Genomic DNA, 21,664 nt, shown 5'->3' with positions numbered 1-21,664 from the left:
GCGCGTTTTAACGCTTTTATCGGGAGACGGTCGGGTATGAGAACCAACTATCCGTCGTTTACGGAACACAAGGAGAGGCGTGAGTGAGGCAGTTGCCGAGGATTTTGTTACTGCTGGTCGCGGCAATCATCGTGATTGTCGCGCTGCTGGTCAGCGGATTGCGTCTGGTGATGCCGCATCTCGACAGCTATCGCAGCAACCTTCTGCAATACATCTCCGACAGCAGCGGCGTGCCGGTCAACGCCAGCCAGTTACAGGGTAAATGGGAGAATTTTGGCCCAACCCTGCAGGTTCGCGATCTTAGCGTCGATCTGCATGAGAACGGCAAACTCACTATCAAACGCATCAATCTGGCTCTCGACGTCTGGCAGTCCCTGCTGCACTGGCGGTGGCAGTTTCGCGATCTGACCTTCTGGCAGTTGCACCTCGATACTAATCGCCCGCTGCTGGATAACGACAAAGAGAAAAACAGCTTCCGTCCGGCGCAGATAAACGAACTCTTCCTGCGTCAGTTTGACCACTTTGACCTGCGTGACAGCACCATCCGTTTCCGCACCCCTTCCGGTCAGCATGCTGAGCTGGCGATCCCGCGACTCACCTGGGTCAATGAAGATAACCGCCACCGGGCCGAAGGCGAAGTCAGTCTGTCGAGCTTCACCGGCCAGCACGGCGTGGTCCAGGTGCGGCTTGATCTTAACGACAGCAACGGTTTACTCAATGATGGCCGCATCTGGATGCAGGCCGACGACGTCGACATGCGCCCGTGGCTGGGCCGTTGGGTGCGTGACAATACCCGGCTGGATAGCGCACGATTTAGCCTGGCGGCCTGGGTTAACCTGCGCGATGGCGACATCTACGCCGGTGATCTGCTGCTGCGCAAGGGCGGAGCCAGCTGGCAGGGCGAGACCGGACGACACCGCATTGAGGTCGATGGGCTGACCGCGCATCTGTCACGTTTCCAGAATGGCTGGGTGGTCAATGTGCCACAAACCCGGCTCAGCACCGACGGCCACGCCTGGCCCGCCGGTCACTTCTCTCTGTTATGGCGTCCTGAAGATAAGCAGATGCTGGGACCGGATGGTCAGCCGGAAGTGCGCGTTCGCGCCACACAGCTGGTGCTGAGTCATATTGCGCCGATCGTTCCGCTGTTTGCGCCGCTCTCTCCGGCACTGTTTGAAAACTGGCAGACGCTGCAGCCACAGGGCACCATCGATGGCCTGGCGCTGGATATTCCGTTACAGCAGCCTGAAAAAACCCGCGTACAGGTGAAGTGGCGTGATTTCAGCTGGCAGCACTGGAAACTGTTGCCGGGCATCAGCCATTTAAGCGGGGAAGCGCGCGGCAGCCTGAGCAATGGTCAGGTCAGTGTGGATATGGGGGCGGCGACCGTTCCCTATGGCGACATGTTCCAGGCTCCGTTAGAGATTAAGCGGGTGACCGGTGCGCTGCGCTGGCTGAATGATGATCATGGCCTTACGCTGGCGGGCGAAAATCTTGACCTGGAGGCACGCTCGCTCTGGGCGCGCGGCGACTTCAGCTACCAGCAGAATAGCGGCGGTGAGCCTCGTCTGGATATTCTGGCCGGTATCCGGCTTACCGATGCGGGCGATGCCTGGCGCTACTTCCCGGTACCGCTGTTGGGTAACAGCCTGACGCACTATCTGAGTGGGGCAGTGAAGGGTGGCAAGGTGGACAACGCCACACTGCTGTTTGCCGGTAATCCGGCGCTGTTCCCGTTCAAGCATAATGATGGCATGTTCCAGGTCTGGGTGCCGCTTCGCCAGGCAACCTATGCGTTTCAGCCCAAATGGCCAGCGTTAAGCAATCTCGATATCGACCTTAACTTCCTGAATGACGGTCTCTGGATGAAAGCGCCGGTGGCGAAACTGGGCGAGGTGGACGCGCGCAACGTCACTGCGGTCATCCCCGACTACCTGAAAGAAAAACTGATCATTGAGGGTGATATCAGTGGTGAAGGCCAGCAGATCGCGGACTATTTCGGGCAGACTCCGCTGAAACCTTCACTGGGTGCCGCGCTGGAACAACTGGAAATCAAAGGCCGCGTCGGCGGCCACCTGAATCTGGATATCCCGCTGGATGGTGAGCAGGTTCATGCCCGTGGCAATGTGGACCTGAACAATAATTCGCTGTTTATCAAACCGTTAAAAACCACCATTAACAATCTCTCCGGGCGCTTCCGTTACGACAACGGCAATCTGGCCAGTCAGGATCTGCGTGCGAACTGGTTTGGTCAGCCGATGGGCGTGCGTTTCAGCACCAAAGAGAATCCGGACGACTTTGGCGTGAACGTCAAACTTCAGGGCGACTGGCAGCCTGCTAAAATCAGCCAGCTTCCTGCAGCCGTCAGCAAGCAGCTGGGCGGAAATCTGCCGTGGCAGGGCGACGTCAATATTACGCTGCCCCATCATGGCGGCGCGCGTTATGACGTGACGCTGAACGGTAATGCAAAAGAAGTAAGTAGTCACTTACCTGCACCGCTCAATAAGAAAGCCGGTGAGGCGATGCCAGTCGCAATCAAGGCCAGTGGCGACCTGCACCATTTCGATCTCAGTGGCAGCGTCGATGCAAACCATCGCTTTAACAGCCGCTGGTTGCTGGAGCCGACGCTGCGCGTCGATCGTGGCATCTGGCTGAATGATGCGCAGAAAACACCTGCTCTGCCCGATCATCCCGGCATGGTACTGAACCTGCCCGCGCTGGATGGCGAGGCCTGGGTGGCGATGATGGCCGCAGGGGGAGCATCCGGGGGCAGCGAGTCAGGCGGCGGCCTCAAAACGGGTGGCGTCACGCTGCCCGGCAATATCACTCTTCGTAGCCCGGCGGTCACCCTGGCCGGGCAGCAATGGCATGAGGTTGAAGCGACACTGGCTCAGAGTGCGGGCGGCAAGGGCCAGGTCGGCGTCAGGGCTAAAGAGCTGCGTGGTGCGCTGGCAATGGCACCGAAAGCACCGTGGCAGGTGAACCTGGATTACCTTTACTACAATCCGCAGTGGGATAACGGTGAAGGCAAAGGCGGCAAAGCGCCACCTCAAAAAGCCACGAACATTAACTTCAGCCAGTGGCCCGCTTTACAGTTGCGCTGTAAAGAGTGCTGGGTGCTGGGTCAGAAATATGGTCAGGTCTCCGCGATGCTGCAACCCCGCGGAGATACGTTAGCGCTTACTAACGGAAAAGTGGATACTGGCAGCTCACAGCTGAAAATCAACGGGGAATGGGTTAACCGCCCGGACGACCAGCGCACTTCGCTGAAGGGCACGCTGAAAGGCCCGAATATTAATAACGCGACCAACTGGTTTGGGGTCAACACGCCGCTGCGCGATGCGCCATTTGATATTGCGTATGACCTGCACTGGCGCTCTGCCCCCTGGCAGCCCTCGGCAGAGACGCTGAGCGGCACCCTGAAGACCCACTTTGGCAAAGGCCAGATCGCCGATGTGAATACCGGTGCCGCCGGGAAAATTCTGCGGCTGGTGAGCTTTGATGCGCTACTGCGCAAGCTGCGCTTCGACTTCAGCGACACCTTCACCAATTCTTTCTACTTCGACTCGATTAACGGCACCGCCTGGATCGAAAACGGCATGATGCGCACCGATAATCTGCTGGTGGATGGCCTGGAAGCGGACATTGCGATGCAGGGTAATCTCGATCTGGTGAAGCGTCAGATCGACATGGAAGCGGTGGTTGCGCCGGAAATATCCGCCTCGGTCGGTGTGGCGACAGCTTTTGCCATCAATCCGGTAATTGGCGCGGCGGTGTTTGCCGCCAGTAAAGTTCTGGGACCCCTGTGGAACAAGATATCGCTGCTGCGTTATCACATCAGTGGCCCGCTGGATAAACCAGAAATCAATGAAGTGCTGCGTAAACCGCGTGAAACTGACAACAAGTGAATTTGACGCCGTACCGGAATTACCGCAGGCTATGATTATCTGAGCACATAATGAGTGAGAAACGATGACTCTGAACCTGGTAAGTGAGCAGTTACTGACTGCTAACGGCATTAATCAGCAGGACCTATTTTCCCTGTTAGGGCAGCTTTCAGAACGTCGTCTGGATTATGCCGATCTCTATTTTCAGTCCAGCTTTCACGAATCCTGGGTGCTGGAAGACAAAATCATTAAAGATGGCTCCTACCATATCGATCAGGGTGTGGGCGTGCGTGCGGTCAGCGGGGAGAAAACCGGCTTCGCCTATGCAGACCAGATCACGCTGAATGCACTGCGTCTCTCCTCTGAAGCCGCACGCAGCATCGTACGCGAACAGGGAAATGGCAAGGCACACACGCTCTCTGCCGTGATGAACCGTTCGCTCTATCAGGCTATCGATCCGCTGAGCAGCCTGACACGTGAAGACAAAATTGCCCTGCTGCATCGCGTTGATAAAGTGGCTCGTGCGGCTGATCCGCGCGTGCAGGAAGTCAATGCCAGCCTGACCGGCGTTTACGAGCAGGTATTGGTAGCCGCGACTGACGGCACGCTGGCGGCAGATGTCCGTCCGCTGGTTCGCCTCTCTATTAGTGTCCAGGTGGAAGATCAGGGCAAACGTGAACGCGGCGCAAGCGGCGGCGGTGCGCGTACCGGTTATGCGTTTTTCCTGGCAGATGAAGATGGCGAAGTCCGCGCTGACGCCTGGGCGCGTGAAGCAGTGCGTATGGCGCTGGTGAATCTCTCCGCCGTGGCCGCACCTGCTGGTGCGTTGCCAGTGGTACTGGGTGCGGGTTGGCCGGGCGTGCTGCTGCATGAAGCGGTCGGTCACGGTCTGGAAGGCGACTTCAATCGCCGTGGCACCTCGGTGTTCAGCGGTAAAATTGGTCAGCAGGTTGCGTCTGACCTCTGTACCGTGGTGGATGACGGCACCCTTGAAGGGCTGCGCGGTTCACTGGCAGTAGATGATGAGGGCGTTCCCGGTCAGTACAACATGCTGATTGAGAATGGTGTACTGAAAGGCTACATGCAGGACAAGCTGAATGCGCGACTGATGGGGGTTAGCCCTACCGGTAATGGACGTCGTGAATCCTACGCGCATCTGCCGATGCCGCGCATGACCAACACCTATATGCTGGCTGGCAAGTCATCGCCGCAGGATATTATTGAAAGCGTTGAGTATGGCCTCTATGCGCCGAACTTTGGTGGCGGTCAGGTGGATATCACCTCCGGCAAATTTGTCTTCTCAACCTCAGAGGCTTATCTGATTGAGAACGGCAAAATCACCAAACCGGTTAAAGGCGCAACGCTGATTGGTTCCGGCATCGAAGCGATGCAGCAGATCTCGATGGTGGGTAATGACCTGGCGCTGGATAAAGGCGTCGGCGTCTGTGGTAAAGAGGGACAGAGCATGCCGGTCGGTGTCGGTCAGCCGACCCTGAAGCTGGATAAACTGACCATCGGCGGCACCGCCTGATGTGACCCCAACAACCCGCCGCCCGGCGGGTTGTCAGAATGCTGACAAATCCATAGCCGGATGAACCTGGCAGCAATGCAATAGCTGAAAGCGCAGGGAACACGGGCAGAGGAGGAAAGCGTCCCGCGCCACGGATGGCGCGGGCCGAGCGTGTCAGGGATGACGGATTTTGCGTCTTTCCGATCTGACCGTGTTCCCTTCGCTGGCTGGGTCTTACAGCTGGTCGGGACAGATGTTGTCAACAATTTATTGTTAGCTTTTACGGTGCTGCTGATACTGCTCAGCCACCTGTTCAAAATAGCCGGTCAGATAATCGATACAGACCTGCACCTTAAGCGGTAACTTATCCTTCTCGGTATAGAGCGCGTAGACCGGGCGCGGATCGGACTGATACTGCGGAAACAGAATATCGATCTCGCCTGCGGTGATCTCATCAATCACCCACATCATCGGCACATAGGCGATGCCATTGCCCGACTTCAGCCAGCAAATCAGCGTCAGGGAATCATTGGTCACAAAACGTCCCTGGGGTGCCAGGCGTGTCACTAATCCTTCCGGCGCAATCAGTTCGAAATTGTTGTCGGGCCGTACGCTATATTCCAGCCAGGAAAAATTATCGATATCACCCGGCTTCTCCGGCGTACCATGCTGCGCCAGATAGCTTTTTGCGGCGCACACCACCATCGGCATCGCACCCAGGCGACGCGAAAATAAGCTGGAATCTTTTAACGCTCCCACCCGAATCACCAGATCCAGACCATCCGCGATCAGATCCGGGGCCGGAACGCCGGTGACCAGATTCACACTCAGCCCCGGATATTCCCGCAGCATATCGCTGGTCATGCCGGCTAACACGTTCTGCGCCATGGTAGAGGAGCTGCCAATTCGCAGTACGCCAATGGGCGTATTGTTAAAAGCGTAAAGTTGTTCATGCACCTGCGTCGCTTCGGCCAGCATACGGCGACAGCCCTGATAATAGATTTTGCCCGCTTCGGTCAGCCCGATACTGCGGGTACTGCGATTCAGCAGTTTCACCTGCAATGCATCTTCCAGTTTCGCGACGATCTGGCTGATTGATGAGACGCTCAGATGAAGCTGACGCGCCGCAGCGGTAAACGAACCCAGTTCCACCACTTTAGCGAAGACAGACATGCCTTTCAGTCGTTCCATTATTTACTCTGACTTAAAAGTGATTTAGATCACATTCTGTAGAAAACTTATAGTCAGGCGCGTTATTATAAGCGCGCCGGGGTATTTCCCGGTGATTCTTCATTGCCTGATACCCTTCGATGATACGCTATTATTAAGCCAGCTGCGGTTCGGATAACGCTTCCAGAGGGTTTTCCTGCGACATCTGAAGAGGCATGAGTATCCCGGCAAGGTCGAACTAAGGATTTGTGATGAGTGTGCTTCCGGTATTTGTCATGTTTGGGCTCTCTTTTCCGCCCATTTTCATCGAACTTATTATTTCACTGATGCTGTTCTGGTTAGTGAAACGCGTGCTTACGCCGAGCGGTATCTACGATCTTGTCTGGCATCCGGCACTTTTTAATACAGCGCTTTACTGCTGTGTGTTTTACCTTGTCTCCCGTTTATTAGTCTGAGGTTTAAGTGAAAGCACTCATAAGAAAAATCGCGCGCTACGCGATTACTATCCTGCTGGTCATCATCGCAGTGGTCATTATTTTCCGTGCCTGGGTCTTCTATACCGAATCGCCCTGGACCCGTGATGCGCGTTTCGCCGCTGACGTGGTGGCGATCTCCCCTGACGTCACCGGCCTGATTACCGAGGTTCCGGTACACGACAACCAGCTGGTGAAGAAGGGCGATACGCTGTTTGTGGTTGACCGGCCGCGCTATCAAAAAGCGCTCGATCAGGCGCAGGCGGATGTTGAATATTACCAGGCACTGGTCAGTGAGAAACGTCGCGAAGCCGGGCGCCGTAACCAGCTGGGCACCTCCGCCATGTCGCGCGAGGCTATCGAGCAATCCAATAACGATCTGCAAACCAGCGAACATCAGCTGGCGAAATCGGTGGCGACACGCGATCTGGCGAAGATTGACCTTGAGCGCACCACGGTGAAAGCGCCATCCGATGGCTGGGTCACCAACCTGAATGTCTACCAGGGTGAGTTTATTACCCGTGGTTCGGTTGCCGTGGCGCTGGTTCAGCAGCACTCTTTCTATGTGCTGGCTTACCTGGAAGAGACCAAACTGCACGGCGTGGAGAAGGGCTTCCGCGCGGAAGTCACCCCACTTGGCAGCAACATCGTGTTGCGTGGCACCGTAGACAGTGTGGCGGCTGGCGTCACCAATAGCAGCAGCTCGGTCGACAGCAAAGGCATGGCCACAGTAGATTCCAATCTGGAGTGGGTCCGTCTGGCGCAGCGTGTGCCGGTGCGCATCCGGCTTGATCAGCAGCCCGGCAATCGCTTCCCGGCGGGCACGACAGCGACAGTGGTGATCACCGGTCAGGCCGATCGTCAGCCTGAACAGGTTTCCCCGATGGTCCGACTGTTTAATCGCCTGCGTGAGTTTGGTTAAGAGGGCGATATGATCGAGTTCCTGCGGTTCCCGGTAAAGCTCACCTTTGCGCTGGTATTAGCGCTGATGGTGGGTTTTCACTTTAACCTTGAAACGCCGCGCTGGGCGGTGATGACCGCCGGTATCGTGGCCGGCGGCACCGCGTTTGCGGCCGGGGGTGACCCCTATTCAGGGGCGCTGCGCTATCGCGGCGTTTTGCGTATTATCGGGACATTTATTGGCTGTATCGCCGCGCTGACCATCATGATTGCCACCGTGCGTGCACCGGTCGTGATGCTGCTGCTGTGCTGCATCTGGGCAGGACTCTGCGTCTGGCTCTCTTCGCTGATCAAGGTAGAAAACTCTTACGCGCTCGGACTGGCGGGCTACACCGCGCTGATTATTGTGGTGACGGCTAATGCCAGCGGCGGTCTGACGCTGGTGCCACAATATGCGGTAGAGCGCTGCAGTGAAATCGTACTCGGCATCCTGTGCGCCATTCTGGCCGACATGATTTTCTCACCCCGTTCGATTAAAAAAGTGATCGACGCTGAGGTCGATTCGCTGCTGGTAGCACACTATAACCTGCTGCAACTCTGCGTCGCTCACGGTGATAAAGAAGAGGTCGACAAGGCCTGGAGCGCGCTGGTAAGGCGCACCACGGCATTGAACAGCATGCGCAGCCAGCTGATGATGGAATCCTCACGCTGGAAGAACAGCAATCGCCGTTTGCAGATGCTCAATACGCTGTCACTGACGCTGATTACACAGGCAGCCGAAACCTTTCTGATCCAGAATTCCCGTCCTGATTACATTCCGCCCCAGTATCGTCTGATGGTTGAAAAACCAGCCTCGACCGTTGAAGAGGTGCATAAGCGGATGAAAGTGATGCGGCGGGTGATTGGTGCCAGCGGCAAATCAACGCCGGTCACGCTGGCCAGCTGGGTAGGCACTGCTACCGAATATCTGCTGCTACTGAAAGGGATCAAAAGTAATAGCCGGATCACCTCGCTGGAAGAGGAGATTCTGCAGCGCGAGGTGGTGATCCAGGCGCGTTCCGCTGAAACGCATCATGCGATGATCAATGGTATCCGTACCTTTGTGGCGACCGCGCTGGGTTCGCTGTTCTGGCTCTATACCGGCTGGACCTCTGGCAGTGGCTGCATGGTCATGCTGGCTGTCATCACCGCACTGGCGATGCGCATGCCCAACCCGCTGATGATGGCAAAGGACTTTCTCTACGGCATGACGGTCGCGGTTCCGCTGGGGGCGCTCTACTTTATGTATGTTCTCCCGGCGACGCAGCAGAGCGCGCTGCTGCTCTGCATCGCAATCGGCCTGCTCGGTTTTATCGGTGGTATCTTCATTCAGCGGCGTCAGCTCGGCACGCTGGGGGCATTGATTGGCACCCTTAACGTTCTGGTGCTGGATAATCCGATGGAATTCCACATTAACGTCTTTCTCGATAACGTTCTGGGCCAGGTCATCGGCTGCTTCGTGGCGATGATGGTGATCCTGCTGATTCGTGATAAATCAAAAGCGCGCACCGGCCGCAAGCTGCTGAACCGCTTTATGTATGCGGCTGTCTCTGCCATGACGACCAATCAGGCGCGCCGGCGTGAAAACCATCTGCCAGCGCTCTATCAGCAACTGTTTCTGCTGCTGAACCTGTTTCCGGGCGATATCAACAAATATCGCATCGCCCTGACGCTGATCATCGGTCATCAGCGGTTACGCGACGCAGAAGTGCCGGTGAATGCCGACCTCTCTGCTTATCACCGGCAGTTGCGTTACACCGCTGACCGGGTGATCTCCGCCAGCAGCGATGACAAGCGGCGTTACTACTTTGAACGTCTGCTGAAAGAGCTGGATGTCTATCAGGAAAAACTGGCCCATTACGAGGCTCCCGCCAGCGTAACGGAACCGGTAAAACGACTGGCTATGATGCTGGATAAGTACCAGAACACGCTCATCCAAATCTGAATCTGGCCGCTGTGACCTGCAGCGGCCTGCGCAATCCCCACCCATCACAAAATCTGTCGCTTTTGCCAACTATACTCTCCAGACGGAAGAGCAAAACTGACAGGAGCGAATCAATGAAATCACTGCAAGAGAGCGAACTGTTCCGGACCGGCTATTTAGCGGACGGCCAGTGGCATCAGGCGGCTTCTACCTTTGACGTGACCAATCCGGCGACCGGTGAGGTGATTGCACAGGTGGCAAAAGCGGGTAAAGCTGAAACGGAACAGGCTATCGCCGCAGCGGAGCGCGCATTTCCCGCCTGGCGGGCGCAGACTGCAAAAGCGCGAGCTGAAATTCTCACTCGCTGGTACCAGCTGATCATTGAGAACAAGCGCTGGCTGGGACAGCTGATGACGACCGAACAGGGCAAGCCCCTGAAAGAGGCGGAAGGGGAAGTAGAATACGCCGCCAGTTTTATTCAGTGGTTCGCCGAGCAGGCGAAACGGACCAATGGTGAAATTATTCCGCCAGCTAAACCCGGCTCCCGTATTCTGGCAACCCGCGAACCGATTGGCGTTGTGGCTGCCATTACGCCGTGGAATTTCCCGATGGCGATGCTGACCCGCAAACTGGGGCCAGCTCTGGCTGCCGGCTGCACCGGCATTATTAAACCTGCCAATAACACGCCACTCTCCGCCTTTGCCCTGCTGGCGCTGGCGAAGGAGGCAGGCGTGCCTGATGGTGTACTGAATGCGGTAGCCGGTGATACCCATGCTATCAGCGATGCCATCATGGCCAGCAAAGCGGTACGTAAAATCTCGTTCACCGGCTCCACCCAGGTGGGCAAGCTGCTGATGCGTAATGCTGCCGAAACCATGAAAAAAGTGTCGATGGAGCTGGGGGGTAATGCCCCTTATATCGTGTTTGACGATGCCAATATTGATGCCGCCGTGCAGGGCGCCATTGCCAACAAATTCCGTAATGCGGGCCAGGTGTGCGTCAGCGTAAACCGCTTCTACATTCATAATGCAATCTATGATCGTTTCACTCAGCAGCTGGCTGCCGAAGTGAACAAGCTGAAGGTGGGCAACGGCATGGAAGAGGGCGTGATTGTCGGGCCATTGATTGAGGCATCGGCGGTGGAAAAGGTTGAGCAGCACGTCAATGATGCGGTAGCAAAAGGTGGCAAATTACTGGCGGGTGGCGAGCGACATGCGCTGGGTGGCAACTTCTGGCAGCCCACTGTGATTACTGAGGCGCACGAAGGGATGCAGCTCGCGCAGGAGGAGACCTTTGGTCCGGTGGCTGCCTGTTTCCGCTTTGATGATGAAGATGACGTCATCCGCCGTGCTAACGATACGCCGTTCGGCCTTGCCGCATATTTTTACACGCAGAATCTGCAGCGGGTATTCCGTGTTTCAGCCGCGCTGGAAAGCGGCATGATCGGCATTAATGAATGTGCCGTATCAACCGAGCTGGCGCCGTTTGGTGGTGTGAAAGAGTCGGGGCTGGGCCGCGAAGGTTCGGTACTCGGCATGGAAGAGTATCTGGAGGTCAAAGCGCTGCACCTGGGCGGTTTGAGCTAGCGGACAGTAACGGGCGGCGCAGGTCGCCCGCAGACGGAGCATGGGAGCCGTCAGCATGAAAATCGAGCGTTTTGATTTTAATGAAATTGTCGATCAGGCCCATTTCTTCCGCCAGTTCAGCGAGCGATTTGCGCTGGAGGAGCACCGCATCTGCGATCTGGATGGATTATGGGATGTGGTGACGGGCGATCTGTTACCGCTGCCGCTGGAGATTGAGTTTGTTAATCTGGGCAGGGGACAGCGACGGCGTTATGGCGCGCTGATTCTGTTATTTGATGAAGCGGAAGAGGAGCTGGAAGGTCAGCTTCACTTTAATGTCAGATAAAACGTCAGATGAAAAAAGGCCCCGGCGAGCGGGGCCAAAGGGTTCGTCATACATCTGACGAGGAATTACTTATAAAGCTGTGCGGTGATGTGATAGTTATCACCGGTGCGCGCCTCAATAACTTTATAGGCGCTGGCACCCTGTTCATCCGCTTTCTGAGAAAGCTCAGCGCGGTAATCCATTGGCGATCCCGCGGTTCCACTGATGGTCACGGTGCCCGCAGGCTGCAGGTTCTGCGTCTGATCGCCGGTGACCAGCTGTGCGGCTGATGCGCCGAACGCCATAACGGAAAGCAGACTGACTGTAGCGATGGTTGTTTTGATATTCATGATTATCTCCTCAATACTTTCAACAACCTGCGGTTACTCGTAAAGGCGGGTCGTCGATATCTTCTGACGCCCTTCAGGCGTCATCACGGTTAATTATTTATAAAGCTCAGCGGTGACATGCCAGGTGTTATCCTGGTTGTTTTCGATGATGCGATAGTGGCTTGCGCCCTGGGCATCCGCTTTCTCTGACAGCACCTGACGGATATGCGTCTGGTCGCCATTTCGTCCACCAATGCTGATGGTCTGATTCATTGGCTGCAGACCCTGTGCCTGTTCATTGGACACCAGGCTGGCGGCGTTAGCACCCACTGAGAACAGGGATGCCAGACTCAGTGCAGCGATAGCTAATTTCATTTTCATGGTCAACTCTCCTGAAATTTCTGCTTCAGCTCTCCGGAGCGCAAAAGGGCGCGTCAGACAGAGAGCAGATGGCATTATCGGTTACGCCTTAGTTATACAGTGCGGCGGTAGCGTGATAGTTGCCGTTGTTGTATGCCTCAATCACGCGATAGGCTTTTGCGCCCTGCTGATCGGCTTTGTCGCTGAGTTTCTGTTTGATATCCATCGGTGAACCCGCCACGCCGCTGACACTGATGGTGCCGACAGCCTGCAGATCCTGTGCCTGTGACGCATCAATAGATTCTGCTGCCACAGCACCAAATGAGAGGGCGGAGAGAATGCTCAGGGTAGCAATAGTAGTTTTTACGTTCATAGATTTTTCCTCGTCGTCTATTTTTATCTTTTTATTTAGTGTGATTTGCATCACGAAAAGAAGTATAGAACTAATAACGTCAGAAATTAATACCCCGCTAATAATGTTTTTTTGTGATTCTTTATCCTTATGGCTACTTTTAATAACTTAACGTTATAAAAAAAGGGCAAAAAGTAACCTTTAAGCCACTTTTAATTGCAAAAACAGTGAGATAGATCACTTTAACTTTTAGTGCGAAAGTCGGGCGTGCATCGGGCTGGAGTTTGATCTGGATCCGGGCAATGGTGCCGGTTCAGTGATGTAAAGCAGTGTAAAATAGCGCAGAAAGTGAAGCAGAGTTATCGATCTGACCAACAGCCGGGCGTGTTAAAGCAGGCTTATTACTTATCCAGAGCGGGTAATTGTTGTGGAAAGGGGTGAGCAGAGAGAACGAACTGACGATCTGGCGCATGATGGCCGGTCGTCAGTCCGCGATCAGAGTTCCTGTTCAAACAGGGTGAGGATGGCGCCGTGCAGCTGCTTAACGGTGAAGTCGCGCGCGCGGGTAATAAAGATTGTGTCATCGCCAGCGATGGTACCCAGAATCCCGTGCGACTTACCCAGTGAATCCAGCATACGTGCAATCAGCTGCGCTGCGCCGGGACTGGTATGAATCACTACCAGGGCATCGTTGTAGTCGATATCCAGTACCAGGTTTTTTAACGGGCTGGTGGTGGTCGGCACACCCAGCTCAGCGGGCAGGCAATAGACCATCTCCATCCTGGCATTCCGGGTGCGCACTGCGCCAAACTTGGTCAGCATCCGCGAGACTTTGGACTGATTGATATTTTCAAAGCCCTCGTCCTGAAGCGCCTGAACAATTTCGCCCTGGGAACTGAATTTTTCTTCTTTTAATAAGGCTTTGAAAGCCTTAACCAGATCGTCTTGTTTCGATGGGTTTCGCATAGGTTACCAATAAATAGAGAGAATAACCGCGCATCCGCCCGCGGCAGAGTGGTGATTATGCATTTATATGCATTTTTATGCAATCGTTCGATTGATGAGCAGCGTCCGGGCGGCTAGCGGGCGGCGATAATAGCAAATAAATCCGCTCAGACCAAAACACGCGTCACAGCCCCGGAAGGCGAAGGTTGCAAAGTTGTTATATTATTGGTGGTGTAGTAACAGAAAACGCACGTAGCCGTTCTCTGTCTGACGACGGCAAAGTTGTCGGTCATTCAGGTGCAATGATAAGTAACTTTTGAATCCGGAGATTAAGTGTGAAAACACGTAGAATTAACAACGGATATTTATCATCGCCTGAGCAGTTGATTAAGGTCTGACACAGATAGAATTTCGGCCCATCTCTGCCCCACCTTAATAAGGAGTTAAGAATGAAAGTTGCCGTTCTCGGTGCCGCTGGCGGCATAGGCCAGGCGCTCGCACTTCTGCTCAAAACCCAGCTTCCCGCAGGTTCAGAACTCTCGCTGTATGACATCGCGCCGGTTACGCCGGGTGTTGCCGTTGATCTCAGCCATATTCCTACCGCAGTGGCTATTCAGGGATTCAGTGGAGAAGACGCCACGCCTGCCTTACAGGGTGCCGATGTGGTACTGATTTCCGCTGGTGTCGCACGTAAGCCCGGTATGGATCGCGCCGACCTGTTTAACGTTAACGCAGGTATCGTCCGTAATCTGATCGAACAGGTTGCCACAACGGCACCTAAAGCGTTGATTGGTGTCATCACCAATCCGGTCAATACCACCGTGGCCATTGCGGCAGAAGTGCTGAAAAAGCACGGTGTTTACGACAAAAATCGGCTGTTCGGCGTGACCACGCTGGATATCATTCGCGCCAATACTTTTGTGGCTGCATTGAAAGGCAAGCAGCCTGACCAGGTGGAAGTCCCGGTCATTGGTGGCCACTCTGGCGTAACCATTCTGCCGCTGCTGTCGCAGGTTAAAGGCGTCAGCTTCAGCGATCAGGAAGTGGCCGATCTGACCAAACGCATCCAGAACGCCGGCACCGAAGTGGTGGAAGCCAAAGCGGGTGGCGGCTCGGCCACGCTGTCGATGGGCCAGGCAGCCGCACGTTTCGGTTTGTCACTGGTACGCGCGCTGAAGGGTGAAGCTAATGTGGTGGAGTGTGCTTACGTAGAAGGCGAGGGTGAACATGCGCGCTTCTTCTCCCAGCCGCTGCTGCTGGGTAAAAACGGTGTGGCTGAACGCAGGCCGATTGGTACCCTCAGCGCTTACGAACAGCAGGCGCTGTCAGGCATGCTGGATACGCTGAAGAAAGATATCGCCCAGGGCGAAGAGTTCGTTAAGCAGTAACTGACGGCTCAGACTTGCAATAACGCCCGGCTTTGCCGGGCGTTTTGCATTACAGTCCGCCAGACTTATAGGCGCGGGCAGCGGGTGTACCGTTGCTGGCAGGCAGCTTCTTACCCAGGGTTTCCATACGCATCTGGAACGGCGGGAACGGCATCTCAATACCGTGCTGATCAAATCCGCTCAGAATCAACTGATGCAGTTCGTGACGCAGCGGCATACGGTGTCCCATCTCAGCAGCATGCACACGAAGTTCAAATAACTGAATGCCCTGCTGCAGATCGACCAGGAAGGCTTCCGGTTGCGGCGTGTCCAGGACATAGCTGCAGCGCTCAGCCGCCTGGATCAGAATGGTGGTCACCTGTTCACTGCTGACTTTCGCCGGAGCCGGAATGGTGAGCACCACGCGCGTCACGGAATCGGACAGCGACCAGTTAATAAACTGCTCGGTGATAAAGGCCTTGTTCGGCACGATGATCTCTTTGCGGTCCCAGTCGGTAATAGTGGTCGCGCGGGTATTAATTCGCGTGATACTGCCGGTCAGATCGCGGATCGTCACGGTATCGCCGATACGAATCGGCTTTTCGAACAGGATAATCAGACCTGAGATAAAGTTGGCAAAAATCTCCTGCAAACCAAACCCCAGTCCCACACCCAGCGCGGCAACCAGCCACTGCAGCTTTGACCACTCAATACCAATCATTGAGAAACCAATCAGCCCGCCAATCAACAGCAGCAGATATTTGGTCAGTGTGGTGATGGCGTAACCCGTACCTGGCGTCAGATTAAGATGCTGCAACAGCGCCAGCTCAAGCAGCGCGGGCATATTGCGCACCAGCTGGGTGGTGATAATAAACACCAGAATGGCGATCAGCACCGACCCCAGGGTGATGGGCTGAATCGACTCTACGCCCTGCACTGAGGTACTGACGTCCCACAGCTGAATATTCTCCAGGAAGCCAAAGGCCGAATGGATTTCTGACCACAGCACAATCACGGAGACCAGGGCGATAAGCATCAGGATAGAGCGTACCAGCCGCAGCGACTGCGCACTGATCGCATCCAGGTCAATTACCGGCTCTTCAATTTCAATCGCATCAGTGTTCAGAGAGCCTTGCTCCTTCTCCTCTTCACTGCGCGCACGGTTAGCCAGCATATCGGCACGGCGCTGACGGGCGCGATCAAAGCCAAGACGGCGACGCTGAATAAGCATCCAGCGCCGGATAATGTGATAGATAACCAGCAGCAGGAACCAGATGGCGACAGAGGTTTCCAGTCGCGCCAGCAGCGCCTGCGCGGTAGCCAGATAACCCACAGCGGAGGCGAGAGCCGCCATCAGCGGCATAGCGATCATCAGGTTCCACAGCATCCGGTTCACCATGTTCTCGCCATTTCCCTCTTTATCGAGATAGAGCGGAATCCCGGAACGCTTCAGGCTGACGGTCACAATGCTGATTGCCCCGCAGATCAGGATGAAACAGAGACGACCCAGCGACGAGGAGAACTGCCGATCTTCCAGATTACCAAAGGCGATCAGCAACATAATCAGCGGCACAATTAATCCGATGCTCAGCGAGTAGTAGCGCATGGCGCGCGCCACCCGGTTTTGCGGCCAGCGGAAATGCACAATGAACAGGCCGTTAGGACGGGCAAAGGCAGCGCTGATCATAAACGCCCACAGCAGCGGCAGCGTGGCGGTAATGCCATCACCAATCGCTACGGCGATAGGGTAGGGCCAGGCGTTCTGCAGGCCATAACCCAGCGCACCCCATAACACCGGCAGCGGCAGCGCCACCAGGATCGACCAGAACAGGGTACGGATAGTCAGGCGGAAACGATCCTGCGTGACCTTGCCGACTTTGCTGGCGGAACGGTCAAGGAAAGCATTGAAGTGGCGGCGCGAACTGATGCTGAAGCCGACCAGCAGCAACGCACCAATAATCGGCAGCACCGAGTTGCGGCTGGTAAACATCATCGCCATCGCTTTGCCGAGCTGACCCAGCGTATCCAGCGACAGCAGACGGGAAAGATCTTTGGCCAGATCCAGCGGATAACTCAAACCAATCGGGTTAACGTCGGCGGTCCAGAACAGATAGCGGTGCGTCGCCTCTTTGACTTCCGTCAGCGCATCCTGCAACTGCGTGTTGCCAACCTTGAGCTTGGTGATCTCCAGAATCAGCGTGTCACAGCCGGAGATCAGCGAATTGAGCAGTTCCCTCTGAGTGCGTAGCTGCGCATCAAGAATACGCTTCTGGTCTGCGGTGAAGGGCTGACCATCGGCCTGCCGTCCCTTGCGCAGCGCCTCCTGGCGCTCCAGCAGATCTTCATAATTGAGACGCTGCACGCGAAGCTGTGCCATCTCATTATCAATCTGCTGCGACTTGGGCATCTCCGGCAGACGCGCGACCTGCGCCCGTAGCGCTTCGCCCAGCAGATTAGAGGCACCCAGCCACTGCGACTGTTCACGCAGGGTAGAGAGCGCCTGACGGACCTGAATAATCTGGTTGGTGGCCAGTCGCTGCTGCGACGCCACCAGATCCATGCGCTGCGCCTGCTGATTCAGGGCAACCGAGAGTTCGCGGTTAACCCGAAACTGATCGCTGATCTCTGGCGGAAGATCGCCACTGTTTTCTGCCAGTTGCTCGGTGCGGGCCAGCGCGACTTCGGCTTCACGTTGCCGCTGATCGTTGAGCTGGTTGCGCAGCGCCTGAAGATAGTTATCGAGCTGAGTTGCTTTGCGCTGGTGGGCTTCAGCCCGCATCCGCGCCAGTTCCTGACGGTTGTTGGCAGAGAGCTGTGCCAGCTCAAGTTCATCGACCAGCGCTTTATTCGCGGCGCTTTCCGCCTGGCGAGCCGCCAGCTGCAGCTGCCCCTGTGGCGAACTGCTGCTGACGCTCTGCAAACGGCGTTCACTCTCCGTCATCGCCCGGCGTGCTTCAGTCTGCTGCTGCGGCAGTTGCGACAGCGAATCACTGATTTCCCGCGCCCGATCCTGCTCCTGCCGTGCCTGACGCCCCTCTTCCAGCAGCTGGCTGCTGACCTGCAGGATCTCCTGATCCAGCTCGGCGCTGCTCATGTTGTTGCGCACGGTTTTCCCGCTGTCACTCAGCGCGGCGATCTGCTGACGCAGTTCGCGCGCCAGACGCGGAAAATCATCAATAACCTGCTGATATTGCGCCGCGCGCTCCAGCGATTCATCGCGTTCAGAGAGAAAGTTTAAGGCGGCTTCAATCGTCTGGATCTGTTCAGCCTGCGAGGGTGAACTTTTGGCCGATTTTATCTCTTCCAGCTGCTGTTTGAGCTGGCTGGCATCAGGAAGGCTGGCCGCGAAGGCCGGGCTGCTGAGCCACAGGCTCAGCAGCAGGAGGAGAATCGAACGCACAGAGGACACTCAATTTAATCGACGATGACGTCGGAAATGTCTGTCGCGACCGGCAGCGCAATCGCCAGCGGTTGACCCAGACGGGTTTTGCTTTCTGCTTCCAGGCTTTCAGCCAGTTTGACGCGGCCAGGTGCGAACAGATTGATGACGGTAGAGCCAAGCTTGAAGCGGCCCATTTCCTGGCCTTTCAACAGCACCACGGCGCTTTCATCATCCGCTGCCGGATAGTGCCAGCGCTTGATCACGCCTTCACGCGGTGGCGTGATGGTGCCAGCCCAGACGGTTTCGATGCTGCCGACAATGGTGGCCCCCACCAGGATCTGCACCATCGGCCCGATATCGGTTTCGAAGTAGCAGATGACGCGCTCGTTACGGGCGAACAGGTTGGGAATATTACGCGCGGTCAGCGGGTTGACGGAGTAGAGGTCGCCAGGCACATAAATCATCTCACGCAGGATGCCGTTGCACGGCATATGGACGCGGTGATAATCACGGGGCGCCAGATAGGTGGTGACGAACTCGCCATCAACAAATTGGGCCGCCATCCGCTCATCACCTGCCAGCAGGGCGTCAATGGTGTAGTGATGACCTTTAGCCTGGAAAATCTGATCGCCATCAATGTGGCCGAGCTGGCTGATAGCGCCATCCGCGGGCAGGGCGATGAGATTGGCATCGGCATCCACCGGACGCGCATCGTCTTTCAGCGGACGAACGAAAAAGTCATTAAAGGTGCGATAGCTGGCGGTATCGGGCTTACGCGCTTCCGCCATGTCGACTTTGTAAAACCAGACAAAGATGTCAATGACCAGTTTGGTCAACCAACCACCGCGGCGACTGGCGCCCCAACCGGCAAGTTCAGTCAGCCATTTCTTCGGGAGAATATGATTCAAGCCGAGTTTTAAACGATCAAACACCTTAGCCTCCTGGCTATTTTATGACGTTGTAAAAAAGGGGGCGGATTGTAGCAGCGCCCCGTTCAGATGGCGACTATACCCGAATTCCGGCACGCTGCACGGTCTGGACGCGCGACTGGAATGCACCTCGCAAAATGCCCCGGCTTATCCGTTCAGACGCGGTTATACCGGTTAACTTTCACCATCAGGGAAATTTTTACGCGTTTTTACCTGCGCCATGCTCTCCAGGATACGGTGGTAGTTATCAAAACGGGACCTGTTGATTTTGCCCTGTTCGACCGCTTCGCGAATGGCACAGCCGGGATCGCTGCCGTGTTTACAATCGCGGAATTTGCAATCGCCAAGGAATGCGCGGAATTCGACAAATCCGCGGGTAATTTGTTCCGGCTCAAGATGCCATAAACCGAACTCACGCACGCCAGGTGAATCGATCACATCGCCGCCGTCCGGGAAGTGATAAAGGCGCGATGCGGTGGTGGTGTGCTGGCCTAAGCCTGAGCCATCCGAAACCTCGTTAGTCAGAATAGCGACCTGCTCTTCTTTGTCGAAGCCGAGCAGGGCATTCAGCAGACTCGATTTGCCGACGCCAGACTGACCGGCAAAGATACTGATGCGGTCGGTCAGCGCCGCTTTCAGGTCGTCCATGCCGTTTTTCGCCCGGCTGGAGACCATCACCACGCGATAGCCAATATTGCGATAGATATCCATCTGCTTATCGACAAAGGCGCGCGCCTTGTCATCCAGCAGATCGGTTTTGTTCAGTACCAGCAACGGTTCAATATCCAGCGTTTCGCTGGCAACCAGATAGCGGTCGATGATGTTTAACGACAGTTCAGGCAGGATTGCGGAGACGACGATGATCTGGTCGATATTCGCCGCCATCGGCTTCACGCCGTCGTAAAAATCGGGGCGGGTTAATACGCTGGTGCGCTCATGCACCGCTTCAACAATACCTTTGTTGCCGCTGGTTGCCGGACGCCACAGCACCCGGTCGCCAGTGACCAGCGAACGAATGGTACGGCGGATATTGCAGCGGTGGGCGACGCCTGCGCTATCCTCAACATCAGCGTGCATGCCAAAACGGCTGACAACGACCCCATCTGCAGCTTCACCAAACAGGTTGTCATCCGCTTCCGGACGCTCTCTGCGTTGGTTGAGACGGCGATCGTGGTTAGCGCTTACGCGGCGTTGTTGGCCCTTCGACAGTTTATTTTTACTCACTCACCCTCACAGCGTTAGCCAGATTTCGCCCGGCTGGGCAAAACGTCTATGATACACCTTATTCATCGTAAATGACGACTACAGCAACCGCAGGAAACAGCATGGCTACTGGAAATGAACAGAATCTGATCTGGATTGATCTTGAGATGACCGGACTTGATCCGACGCACGATCGCATTATTGAAATTGCGACCCTGGTGACTGACGCCAACCTGAACATTCTGGCGGAAGGGCCGGTCATGGCCGTTCATCAGTCCGATGCGCAGCTGGCGCTGATGGATGAGTGGAATGTCCGCACCCACACCAACAGCGGTCTGGTTGCGCGGGTGAAGGAGAGTCAGATTGACGATCGCGCAGCAGAGCTGGCGACCATTGAGTTCCTGAAACAGTGGGTTCCGGCGAACACCTCGCCTATCTGCGGCAACAGCATCGGGCAGGATCGTCGTTTCCTGTTTAAGTACATGCCTGAGCTGGAAGCGTATTTCCACTATCGTTATCTGGATGTCAGTACCCTGAAAGAGCTGGCTCGTCGCTGGAAACCCGATATCCTTCCTGGCTTCAAAAAAGGGGGGACGCACCAGGCTCTGGATGATATCCGTGAGTCCGTGGCGGAGCTGGCGTACTACCGCGAACACTTTTTGCAGCTTTAATCGGCGACGGGTGCGCATGAAATCACCAGGTTGCTGATTTAATCAGCAAACGCGCTGAAAGCGAAAATTTTTGCTTTCAGACGCTTGCAGCAGCAACGATTTCTCGTATAATGCGCACCCCGTACCGGTGAAGAATTCATTAACGGTACAAGGCGCGGGAATAGCTCAGTTGGTAGAGCACGACCTTGCCAAGGTCGGGGTCGCGAGTTCGAGTCTCGTTTCCCGCTCCAGTTTTAAAATGTAAGCAGTACCCTCTTTGCGGGAATAGCTCAGTTGGTAGAGCACGACCTTGCCAAGGTCGGGGTCGCGAGTTCGAGTCTCGTTTCCCGCTCC

Annotated in this window: 17 protein-coding genes and 2 tRNA genes; 11 read left to right on the top strand and 8 right to left on the bottom strand. The window is 55.7% G+C overall.

Translation table 11 applies throughout. The annotated features are described in order from the left end of the window. Positions 1-83: 83 nt before the first annotated feature. Positions 84-3,908, top strand: coding sequence for an AsmA2 domain-containing protein YhdP (yhdP, locus tag HFD87_RS22215; protein WP_167423944.1), 3,825 nt, complete (start codon positions 84-86; stop codon positions 3,906-3,908). 64 nt (positions 3,909-3,972) lie between these two features. Continuing rightward, on the top strand, positions 3,973-5,418 hold the full coding sequence (tldD, locus tag HFD87_RS22210; protein WP_167423943.1) for a metalloprotease TldD: 1,446 nt from the start codon (positions 3,973-3,975) through the stop codon (positions 5,416-5,418). Positions 5,419-5,670: 252 nt separating this feature from the next. Here the strand turns inward: tldD and aaeR are convergent, their stop codons facing one another. Next, positions 5,671-6,588: an HTH-type transcriptional activator AaeR gene (gene aaeR / locus HFD87_RS22205; RefSeq protein WP_167423942.1), complete on the bottom strand. Its 918-nt coding sequence runs from the start codon at positions 6,586-6,588 to the stop codon at positions 5,671-5,673. A gap of 230 nt (positions 6,589-6,818) precedes the next feature. On the opposite strand from aaeR, the gene aaeX reads away from it, so the two are divergent. The 5 genes from aaeX (at position 6,819) to HFD87_RS22180 (ending at position 11,814) form a co-directional block, all read left to right on the top strand. Next, positions 6,819-7,022 carry a p-hydroxybenzoic acid efflux pump operon protein AaeX gene (gene aaeX / locus HFD87_RS22200; protein ID WP_010256058.1) on the top strand — a complete coding sequence of 68 codons (204 nt, stop codon included), beginning with the start codon at positions 6,819-6,821 and terminating at the stop codon, positions 7,020-7,022. Between the two features lie 7 nt (positions 7,023-7,029). Continuing rightward, positions 7,030-7,962, top strand: a complete 933-nt coding sequence (gene aaeA / locus HFD87_RS22195; protein WP_010256061.1) for a p-hydroxybenzoic acid efflux pump subunit AaeA — start codon at positions 7,030-7,032, stop codon at positions 7,960-7,962. Between the two features lie 9 nt (positions 7,963-7,971). Next, a complete protein-coding gene (aaeB, locus tag HFD87_RS22190; protein WP_010256064.1) occupies positions 7,972-9,924 on the top strand; it encodes a p-hydroxybenzoic acid efflux pump subunit AaeB in 1,953 nt (650 codons plus the stop codon). Between the two features lie 113 nt (positions 9,925-10,037). Beyond that, complete coding sequence (locus HFD87_RS22185; protein ID WP_167423941.1) at positions 10,038-11,489, top strand: NAD-dependent succinate-semialdehyde dehydrogenase; 1,452 nt, start codon at positions 10,038-10,040, stop codon at positions 11,487-11,489. Positions 11,490-11,544: 55 nt separating this feature from the next. Then, a complete protein-coding gene (locus HFD87_RS22180) occupies positions 11,545-11,814 on the top strand; it encodes a barstar family protein (protein WP_167423940.1) in 270 nt (89 codons plus the stop codon). A 65-nt stretch (positions 11,815-11,879) separates the two neighbouring features. Here the strand turns inward: HFD87_RS22180 and yhcN (HFD87_RS22175) are convergent, their stop codons facing one another. The 4 genes from yhcN (HFD87_RS22175) to argR all read right to left on the bottom strand — a co-directional run bounded on the left by yhcN (HFD87_RS22175) (position 11,880) and on the right by argR (position 13,800). After that, entirely contained in the window at positions 11,880-12,143 is a 264-nt protein-coding gene (gene yhcN, locus HFD87_RS22175; RefSeq protein ID WP_010256072.1) for a peroxide/acid stress response protein YhcN, read from the bottom strand. A gap of 93 nt (positions 12,144-12,236) precedes the next feature. Further along, a complete protein-coding gene (locus HFD87_RS22170) occupies positions 12,237-12,503 on the bottom strand; it encodes a YdgH/BhsA/McbA-like domain containing protein (RefSeq protein ID WP_010256074.1) in 267 nt (88 codons plus the stop codon). An 88-nt stretch (positions 12,504-12,591) separates the two neighbouring features. Further along, entirely contained in the window at positions 12,592-12,855 is a 264-nt protein-coding gene (yhcN, locus tag HFD87_RS22165; RefSeq protein WP_010256077.1) for a peroxide/acid stress response protein YhcN, read from the bottom strand. 474 nt (positions 12,856-13,329) lie between these two features. Further along, positions 13,330-13,800, bottom strand: a complete 471-nt coding sequence (gene argR / locus HFD87_RS22160; RefSeq protein WP_010256080.1) for a transcriptional regulator ArgR — start codon at positions 13,798-13,800, stop codon at positions 13,330-13,332. Positions 13,801-14,228: 428 nt separating this feature from the next. Here argR and mdh point away from each other — a divergent pair, with 428 nt between their 5' ends. Next, positions 14,229-15,167, top strand: coding sequence for a malate dehydrogenase (mdh, locus tag HFD87_RS22155; protein ID WP_010699812.1), 939 nt, complete (start codon positions 14,229-14,231; stop codon positions 15,165-15,167). 49 nt (positions 15,168-15,216) lie between these two features. Here mdh and mscM read toward each other — a convergent pair whose 3' ends face one another. From mscM to rsgA, 3 genes are all read right to left on the bottom strand, one after another. Further along, the gene (mscM, locus tag HFD87_RS22150; protein ID WP_010256086.1) at positions 15,217-18,546 is read right to left on the bottom strand and encodes a miniconductance mechanosensitive channel MscM; all 3,330 of its coding nucleotides are present in this window, start codon (positions 18,544-18,546) and stop codon (positions 15,217-15,219) included. Between the two features lie 14 nt (positions 18,547-18,560). Beyond that, a complete protein-coding gene (gene asd, locus HFD87_RS22145) occupies positions 18,561-19,460 on the bottom strand; it encodes an archaetidylserine decarboxylase (protein WP_010256089.1) in 900 nt (299 codons plus the stop codon). 171 nt (positions 19,461-19,631) lie between these two features. Beyond that, positions 19,632-20,681 (bottom strand): small ribosomal subunit biogenesis GTPase RsgA, encoded by a 1,050-nt coding sequence (rsgA, locus tag HFD87_RS22140; RefSeq protein ID WP_010256092.1) that lies wholly within the window; start codon positions 20,679-20,681, stop codon positions 19,632-19,634. 101 nt (positions 20,682-20,782) lie between these two features. Here rsgA and orn point away from each other — a divergent pair, with 101 nt between their 5' ends. The 3 genes from orn to HFD87_RS22125 all read left to right on the top strand — a co-directional run bounded on the left by orn (position 20,783) and on the right by HFD87_RS22125 (position 21,662). After that, positions 20,783-21,331, top strand: a complete 549-nt coding sequence (gene orn / locus HFD87_RS22135) for an oligoribonuclease (RefSeq protein WP_010256094.1) — start codon at positions 20,783-20,785, stop codon at positions 21,329-21,331. Positions 21,332-21,485: 154 nt separating this feature from the next. Next, a tRNA-Gly gene (locus tag HFD87_RS22130) sits at positions 21,486-21,561 on the top strand. 28 nt (positions 21,562-21,589) lie between these two features. Then, positions 21,590-21,662, top strand: a tRNA-Gly gene (locus tag HFD87_RS22125). Positions 21,663-21,664 lie beyond the last annotated feature (2 nt).

The organism is Pantoea sp. EKM21T, assembly GCF_011800405.1.
In the GTDB taxonomy this organism is placed as follows: domain Bacteria; phylum Pseudomonadota; class Gammaproteobacteria; order Enterobacterales; family Enterobacteriaceae; genus Pantoea; species Pantoea agglomerans.
This window is presented reverse-complemented; position numbering and strand designations above follow the sequence as displayed.

Excerpts from the sequence above, each read along its gene's own strand:
- tldD (WP_167423943.1), top strand. The coding sequence starts at position 3,973 with ATGACTCTGAACCTGGTAAGTGAGCAGTTACTGACTGCTAACGGCATT.
- aaeR (WP_167423942.1), bottom strand. The coding sequence starts at position 6,588 with ATGGAACGACTGAAAGGCATGTCTGTCTTCGCTAAAGTGGTGGAACTG.
- aaeX (WP_010256058.1), top strand. The coding sequence starts at position 6,819 with ATGAGTGTGCTTCCGGTATTTGTCATGTTTGGGCTCTCTTTTCCGCCC.
- aaeB (WP_010256064.1), top strand. The coding sequence starts at position 7,972 with ATGATCGAGTTCCTGCGGTTCCCGGTAAAGCTCACCTTTGCGCTGGTA.
- HFD87_RS22185 (WP_167423941.1), top strand. The coding sequence starts at position 10,038 with ATGAAATCACTGCAAGAGAGCGAACTGTTCCGGACCGGCTATTTAGCG.
- HFD87_RS22180 (WP_167423940.1), top strand. The coding sequence starts at position 11,545 with ATGAAAATCGAGCGTTTTGATTTTAATGAAATTGTCGATCAGGCCCAT.
- yhcN (WP_010256072.1), bottom strand. The coding sequence starts at position 12,143 with ATGAATATCAAAACAACCATCGCTACAGTCAGTCTGCTTTCCGTTATG.
- HFD87_RS22170 (WP_010256074.1), bottom strand. The coding sequence starts at position 12,503 with ATGAAAATGAAATTAGCTATCGCTGCACTGAGTCTGGCATCCCTGTTC.
- yhcN (WP_010256077.1), bottom strand. The coding sequence starts at position 12,855 with ATGAACGTAAAAACTACTATTGCTACCCTGAGCATTCTCTCCGCCCTC.
- argR (WP_010256080.1), bottom strand. The coding sequence starts at position 13,800 with ATGCGAAACCCATCGAAACAAGACGATCTGGTTAAGGCTTTCAAAGCC.
- mdh (WP_010699812.1), top strand. The coding sequence starts at position 14,229 with ATGAAAGTTGCCGTTCTCGGTGCCGCTGGCGGCATAGGCCAGGCGCTC.
- orn (WP_010256094.1), top strand. The coding sequence starts at position 20,783 with ATGGCTACTGGAAATGAACAGAATCTGATCTGGATTGATCTTGAGATG.